Below are 7,842 nucleotides of genomic sequence, written 5' to 3' on the forward strand. Positions count from 1 at the left end.
GCCCGGCCCGGACAGCTCCGGGCCGGGCACGCGGTTCACCGTGGTGGATCAGACGCAGCCGTCCCTGGTGCACCGGGTGGACGCGGCGGCGTAGTGCGCGCCCCCGTTGTCGGAGACCCAGTAGCTGATGTCGACGGAGGTCGCCGCGGTGGCGAACTGCGGGGAGCTGAAGGGACGGTCCCCGTTGGTGGCACAGAAGTCGCTGGAGCTGTGGCGGGTACCGTCGGACGCCACCAGCAGCACATAACGGCATCCGCTGGCGACGTGGTTGTTGCCCTCGTAGGAGATGGCCTGCCCCTTCCAGGTCAGTGTGCCCGCCGCGACGCTCTGCCCATGGCCGACCCGGAACTGGGTCTGCGGATCACGGGTGGAGTCCACACATCCGCCCACCGTGCAGTTCTGCACCCCCTTGGTGGAGTAGGTCCTGCCGCCGTCCTCGGAGACCCAGTAGGTGATCTGGACCCGGGCCACATCCCGGTCGGCGATGGCCAGGGGTGGCCGGGTCTCCACAGCCGCGAAGTCCGGGTCGAAGTAGTCCGCGCCGCCCGCGCACTGGTGCCGTGTCGTCTCCCGTACGGACTTCCCGGAGGCGGCGTAGGCGATGAACTCCGCGAACCGGCAGCCACTCGCGGGTCGGTTCCGGCCGCTGTAGCGGACCGTGGTGAAGGGCTGGGCCGTGGTGCGGTCCTCCCAGGTCAGATGGCCGAACATCGTGCTGTTGCCATAGGCGATCCTGAACGCGGGCGCGGGCTTCTCCCGCTCCACGACCAGGGGAGGCGAGGCCCCGGTCCCCCGGTCCACGAGCGTCGTCACATAGACGTTCCTGTGGGCGATCTCCACGGACACGTTGTCGAAGATGCCCAGGAAGTCCTCCACCTGACGGTTGGCCGGCTGGCCCTGGAGGTAGTCGGGCGAGGCTTCGACGCCGACCCAGCCCAGGAACCCGCCGTCGTCGCCCAGGACCTGGAGCATCGGCTGTACATGGGAGTTCCCCTGGTAGCAGTCCTCCTCCCAGGCGAGCAGCTGGCACCAGTACTCACCGGTGTTCTGCCGTCCGGTGCCCAGCTCCGCGAGATAGCGGACCCGGTCGGGGTCGAAGGCGCGTGGGTTCTGTGTGTTGCTCGCCGCGTTCCTGTTGCAGCGGGTGTTGTGCTGGAGGAATCCCATACAGGAGCCGTTCGAGCACAGCCGCCAGGGGTTCGAGACGTTGTTCCCCTGCCGTCCGCCGAAGGTGAAGTCGCCGCCCGTCCACTCACGCTCCGGCGCGGTCCCGTCCGTGACCCGGAGGAAGTTGCCGCGGAAGCGGGTCTCGCTCGCGGCGAGGCTCGCCATGCTCTGGCGGCTGCTGAAGGGGGCGTTGCTGCCGTAGCCGATGCCGTGGTCGGCGCCGTAGTCGGAGAACGCCGGATCGGGATCGACCGTGCCGAGGGTGTTCCCGGTCAGACCGTCGGCACGGTAGAACGTGCCACTCCGCATCCGGGCCAGGGTTCCGCCCGCCAGGCCGGTCTCCACCCGCCATCGCTCGACACTCCCGGCCGGGGGACCGCCCGGGGTGCCGTTCCGCCAGGTGATGACGAGATCGGGACCGTCGGCGCCCGGGGTGTAGACATAGGAGCCGCCGAGCCTGCCCGTCGGGGGTCCGGTGAATCCCTCCGCCGTCTTGACATCGCAGTGCGGAATCGCGCCTCCGCAGTCCGCGCTCACCGCGTCGACCCGGCGGAACCTCGGCGTGTGCGACCACTGCCAGTACTCATGGGCGACGGTGCCGTCCCCGGCGAACGTGTAGTACCCGAGCCGGACGAACGAAGGGCCCTGGCTGAGCGGCCGGAGCCCACCCAGGGAGACGGTCCAGTTCGCTTTGGAGCCCGGTAACGGGGTCGTTGCCACGGGTGTGGGGGCTGTCGGCGGAGTCACCGCCTGGGGCGTGGGCGCTGTCGGCGGGGCCGCCCGCGCGTCGTCGACGGGAAGCAGGGTGGAGAGCAACAGGGCGAGGACCCCCAGGAGCGCCGCGATGCCTCCCCTGGTGGATCGGGTGCTGAGTGTCACGGTTTCCCCTCCCGGCCCCGGGCCTCGGCCTTGGGCACGTAGATGACTCCAGTGACGGAACAGCGTAGCGAGACGGGGTAATACGTATGGGGTAATTGGGACTGGAGGGATCAGCCATGACGGGACGCCCGGCCGCAGGCGAGGCACCACCGTCCGCGGGGCCGGGTCGTACCCCGCCGGGAGGCCGCCGCCCGCGGTGCCGAGGAGCGCACCCCGCCGGGAGGCCGCCGTCCACGAGTCCCCGGATATGACCGCGCCCCCTCTGACCCGCCGGAACGCGGGTCAGAGGGGGCGGGAGGGAGGCGATCGGTCAGATGTCGCGGAAGATCTCGATCTGCGCGCCCACCGAGTTGAGGCGCTCCGCCAGCTCCTCGTACCCCCGGTTGATGACGTACACATTGCGCAGCACCGAGGTGCCCTCCGCCGCCATCATCGCCAGCAGGACCACCACGGCGGGGCGCAGTGCGGGCGGGCACATCATCTCGGCGGCGCGCCAGCGGGTGGGGCCCTCGACCAGGACGCGGTGGGGGTCCAGGAGCTGGAGGCGGCCACCGAGGCGGTTGAGGTCGGTGAGATAGATGGCCCGGTTGTCGTAGACCCAGTCGTGGATGAGGGTCTGGCCCTGGGCGACCGCCGCGATGGCGGCGAAGAAGGGGACGTTGTCGATGTTCAGCCCGGGGAAGGGCATGGGGTGGATCTTGTCGATCGGCGCCTCCAGTTTGGAGGGGCGCACGGTCAGGTCCACCAGACGGGTGCGGCCGTTGTCCGCCGTGTACTCGGGGGAGCGGTCGTGGTCCAGGCCCATCTCCTCCAGGACCGCCAGCTCGATCTCCAGGAACTCGATGGGGACGCGGCGGATCGTCAGCTCCGACTCGGTCACCACGGCGGCGGCGAGCAGGCTCATCGCCTCGACCGGGTCCTCGGAGGGGGAGTAGTCGACGTCCACGTCGATGGTGGGGACGCCGTGCACGGTCAGGGTGGTGGTGCCGACCCCGTCGACCCGGACCCCGAGCGCCTCCAGGAAGAAGCAGAGGTCCTGGACCATGTAGTTGGAGGAGGCGTTGCGGATGACGGTGACCCCGTCGTGGCGGGCCGCCGCCAGCAGCGCGTTCTCGGTGACGGTGTCTCCGCGCTCGGTCAGGACGATCGGCCGGTCCGGGACCGTGGAGCGCTCGACCCGGGCGTGGTAGAGGCCCTCGGTCGCGGTGATGTCCAGGCCGAAGCGGCGCAGCGCGATCATATGGGGCTCGATCGTGCGGGTGCCGAGGTCGCAGCCGCCCGCGTAGGGCAGCTTGAACGCGTCCAGCCGGTGCAGCAGCGGCCCGAGGAACATGATGATCGAGCGGGTGCGGCGGGCCGCCTCCGCGTCGATGGCCTCCATGTCGAGCCGCGCGGGCGGCACGATCTCCAGGTCCACGCCGTCGTTGATCCAGCGGGTGCGGACCCCGATGGAGTTGAGGACCTCCAGCAGCCGGAAGACCTCCTCGATCCGGGCGACCCGGCGCAGCACCGTGCGGCCCTTGTTGAGGAGCGAGGCGCACAGCAGGGCCACGCCCGCGTTCTTGCTCGTCTTGACGTCGATGGCGCCGGAGAGACGGCGCCCGCCGACCACCCGCAGATGCATCGGTCCGGCATAGCCGAGGGAGACGATCTCGCTGTCGAGGGCCTCTCCGATCCGGGCGATCATCTCAAGGCTGATGTTCTGGTTGCCTCGCTCGATACGGTTGACCGCGCTCTGGCTGGTCCCGAGGGCCTCGGCGAGCTGCGTCTGTGTCCAGCCGCGATGCTGCCGCGCGTCACGAATGAGCTTGCCGATACGTACGAGGTAATCGTCTGACATGCCGTGGAGGCTATCTCAGATATGAGATGAGGCGCGCGCCGGGGGTGGCGTCTGAGTGAGGGGTGGGGGGCCGGGGCGCCGGGTGTGGCTCCTTTGACGGTCCGTCGGGGAGCGGCGCGGGGCAAGTCGGTGCGTCCGCCCGGGGGATGACGCGCAGGTTCCGCTCTCCGGTTCCGTGTCGGTTCCGGCGTCTGGTGCCGGGCCGGTCCCGGCCCTTGGTCCCGCCCTCCATCGCGGGCCTTCGGCTTCGGCCTCCAGCTCCATGTCCGGTTTGAACGTTGGCCGGGCCCTGTGCCCGATTTCGCCTTCACTCGCTCCACCCCGGTTCCGGCGGCCTTCGGCTCTGCGTCGATGGAGACCTCCGCCGCTGTCCATCCCCCGGGTTCCCCGGCCGCGCCCTTCTACTCCGGTGCGGTGCGGGCCGCCAGCCGTTCATAGCGCTGCCGCGCCGCCTGCGGTGTCCCCAGCCCCAGGCCGAACGCGATCTCCGGCCAGGTCATCCCCCGTCCGCGCGCCATCTGGAGCAGTCCCGTCTCCAGTTCGTCCAGTTCCCCCCGGACGAGTGGCATCAGGGTCAGCGCGGCCGTGATGTCGGCGCGGTCGACCTCCGGTTCGCCCTCCGCGCGCTCGGCCGCCCCGCTCAGCAGGAACGCCACCAGGCGTACGGCCTCGTGCGGGCCGGGCAGGTGGGGGTTGGTCTGGCGGCGGCGCTGCTCCTCGGTGGCCGCGTGCCGTTCGGTGATCCGGAAGAGCGCGGTGGGTGCCCGGCGGGCGCGCGCCTCGTCCGCGTCGGGCGGGGAGAAGGGGTCGCGGTCGGATGGGTGGGGGGCGTCGGCCTCGGGTGGGGGGATCTGGGCGTCGTCGGGAGTCGTCATGGGACCAGGGTGGATCTCCACACCGCCCGATGTCAACGGCCCGTGATGAACAATATGTTTGTACGCCGTGTCGGCCGGGGGCGTTTCCTGAGGTCAGGGAGGGCATGGCGGAGCCCGGTGGCGGAATCCACCGCCCCCGGGCATGACCGAGCGGCACCGATGTACTAGAGTTATCTCGACATCGAGATATCTGCCGAAGACGTGGTGCGACCGCCGATCGGTAAGGGTTACCTAACTAAGCCCTACCTTAGCGGACCAGTGAGGGGCCGTGGCGGCAGCATGGACGTAGTACGCGCACATTGATGAAGGAGACTGTCGTGTCGGCGAACAGCTTCGACGCCCGCAGCACGCTGCGCGTGGGCGACGAGTCGTACGAAATCTTCCGGCTGGACAAGGTCGAGGGCTCCGCGCGCCTCCCGTACAGCCTGAAGGTCCTCCTGGAGAACCTCCTCCGTACCGAGGACGGCGCCAACATCACCGCCGACCACATCCGTGCCCTCGGCGGCTGGGACTCGCAGGCGCAGCCGAGCCAGGAGATCCAGTTCACCCCGGCGCGCGTGATCATGCAGGACTTCACCGGTGTGCCCTGTGTCGTGGACCTGGCCACCATGCGTGAGGCCGTCAAGGAGCTCGGCGGCGACCCGGCGAAGATCAACCCGCTGGCCCCCGCCGAGCTGGTCATCGACCACTCCGTCATCGCCGACAAGTTCGGCACCAACGACGCGTTCGCGCAGAACGTCGAGCTGGAGTACGGCCGCAACAAGGAGCGCTACCAGTTCCTGCGCTGGGGCCAGACCGCCTTCGACGAGTTCAAGGTCGTCCCGCCCGGCACCGGCATCGTGCACCAGGTGAACATCGAGCACCTGGCCCGCACCGTCATGGTCCGGGGTGGCCAGGCGTACCCCGACACCCTCGTCGGCACCGACTCCCACACCACCATGGTCAACGGCCTCGGTGTGCTCGGCTGGGGCGTCGGCGGCATCGAGGCCGAGGCCGCGATGCTGGGCCAGCCGGTCTCCATGCTCATCCCGCGCGTCGTCGGCTTCAAGCTGACCGGTGAGCTGACCCCCGGCACCACCGCCACCGACCTGGTGCTGACCATCACCGAGATGCTGCGCAAGCACGGTGTCGTCGGCAAGTTCGTGGAGTTCTACGGTGAGGGCGTGGCCGCCACCTCGCTCGCCAACCGCGCCACCATCGGCAACATGTCGCCGGAGTTCGGCTCCACCGCCGCGATCTTCCCGATCGACGGCGAGACCCTGAACTACCTGAAGCTCACCGGCCGCTCCGAGCAGCAGGTCGCGCTCGTCGAGGCGTACGCCAAGGAGCAGGGCCTCTGGCTGGACCCGGCCGCCGAGCCCGACTTCTCCGAGAAGCTGGAGCTGGACCTCTCCACCGTGGTCCCCTCCATCGCCGGCCCCAAGCGCCCGCAGGACCGCATCGTCCTGGCCAACGCCGCCGAGCAGTTCGCCGTGGACGTCCGCAACTACGTGGACGACGACGAGGAGGCGGGCAAGGAGTCCTTCCCGGCCTCCGACGCCCCCGCGTCCGCCAACGGGATTCCGTCCCGGCCCACCACGGTGACCGCCCCTGACGGCTCCACCTACGAGATCGACCACGGCGCCGTCACCGTCGCCGCGATCACCTCCTGCACCAACACCTCGAACCCGTACGTCATGGTCGCCGCCGCGCTGGTGGCCAAGAAGGCGGTCGAGAAGGGCCTGACCCGCAAGCCGTGGGTCAAGACCACCCTCGCCCCGGGCTCCAAGGTCGTCACCGACTACTTCGACAAGGCGGGCCTGACCCCCTACCTCGACAAGGTCGGCTTCAACCTGGTCGGCTACGGCTGCACCACCTGCATCGGCAACTCCGGCCCGCTGCCGGAGGAGGTCTCCAAGGCCGTCAACGAGAACGACCTGGCCGTGACCTCGGTGCTCTCCGGCAACCGCAACTTCGAGGGCCGGATCAACCCCGACGTCAAGATGAACTACCTGGCGTCCCCGCCGCTGGTCGTGGCCTACGCGCTCGCGGGCTCCATGAAGGTGGACATCACCCGTGCGGCGCTCGGCATCGACACCGAGGGCAACCCGGTCTTCCTGAAGGACATCTGGCCCTCCGAGGCCGAGGTGAACGACGTCGTCGCCAACGCCATCGGCGAGGACATGTTCAACAAGTCCTACCAGGACGTCTTCGCGGGCGACGCCCAGTGGCAGGCGCTGTCGATCCCGACCGGCAACACCTTCGAGTGGGACTCCGAGTCCACCTACGTCCGCAAGCCCCCGTACTTCGAGGGCATGGAGATGGAGCCCGCGCCGGTCAGCGACATCGCCGGTGCCCGCGTCCTGGCCAAGCTGGGCGACTCGGTCACCACCGACCACATCTCCCCGGCCGGTGCCATCAAGGCCGACACCCCGGCGGGCAAGTACCTCACGGAGCACGGCGTCGAGCGCCGCGACTTCAACTCCTACGGCTCCCGCCGTGGCAACCACGAGGTCATGATCCGGGGCACCTTCGCCAACATCCGGCTGCGCAACCAGATCGCGCCGGGCACCGAGGGCGGCTTCACCCGTGACTTCACCCAGGCCGACGCCCCGGTGTCGTTCATCTACGACGCCTCGCGCAACTACATCGAGCAGGGCATCCCGCTGGTGATCCTCGCGGGCAAGGAGTACGGCTCCGGCTCCTCCCGCGACTGGGCCGCCAAGGGCACCGCGCTGCTCGGCGTCAAGGCCGTCATCGCCGAGTCCTACGAGCGCATCCACCGCTCCAACCTGATCGGCATGGGCGTGCTCCCGCTCCAGTTCCCGGAGGGCGCCTCCGCCGAGGCGCTCGGACTGACCGGTGAGGAGACCTTCTCCTTCTCCGGCGTCACCGAGCTGAACGAGGGCACCACCCCGCGCACCGTCAAGGTCACCACCGACACCGGTGTGGAGTTCGACGCGGTCGTGCGCATCGACACCCCCGGCGAGGCGGACTACTACCGCAACGGCGGCATCATGCAGTACGTGCTGCGGAACCTGATCCGCGGCTGACCCCTCCGGTCCGCCGACACACCGAGGGCCGCACCCCCCACGCGGGGGG

At 69.7% G+C, this 7,842-nt stretch carries 4 protein-coding genes; 1 reads left to right on the top strand and 3 read right to left on the bottom strand.

The annotated features are described in order from the left end of the window. Nucleotides 1-48 precede the first annotated feature (48 nt). The 3 genes from ACFVIM_RS29970 to ACFVIM_RS29980 all read right to left on the bottom strand — a co-directional run bounded on the left by ACFVIM_RS29970 (nt 49) and on the right by ACFVIM_RS29980 (nt 4,761). Entirely contained in the window at nt 49-2,046 is a 1,998-nt protein-coding gene (locus tag ACFVIM_RS29970) for a hypothetical protein (protein WP_384307861.1), read from the bottom strand. 310 nt (nt 2,047-2,356) lie between these two features. Next, entirely contained in the window at nt 2,357-3,886 is a 1,530-nt protein-coding gene (locus tag ACFVIM_RS29975) for a helix-turn-helix domain-containing protein (protein WP_384307864.1), read from the bottom strand. Nucleotides 3,887-4,287: 401 nt separating this feature from the next. Next, nucleotides 4,288-4,761: a DNA-binding protein gene (locus ACFVIM_RS29980; protein ID WP_384307867.1), complete on the bottom strand. Its 474-nt coding sequence runs from the start codon at nt 4,759-4,761 to the stop codon at nt 4,288-4,290. Nucleotides 4,762-5,078: 317 nt separating this feature from the next. Here ACFVIM_RS29980 and acnA point away from each other — a divergent pair, with 317 nt between their 5' ends. Continuing rightward, nucleotides 5,079-7,793 carry an aconitate hydratase AcnA gene (gene acnA, locus ACFVIM_RS29985; protein ID WP_384307869.1) on the top strand — a complete coding sequence of 905 codons (2,715 nt, stop codon included), beginning with the start codon at nt 5,079-5,081 and terminating at the stop codon, nt 7,791-7,793. Nucleotides 7,794-7,842 lie beyond the last annotated feature (49 nt).

It is taken from the genome of Streptomyces sp. NPDC057638 (assembly GCF_042800315.1).
GTDB lineage: Bacteria > Actinomycetota > Actinomycetes > Streptomycetales > Streptomycetaceae > Streptomyces.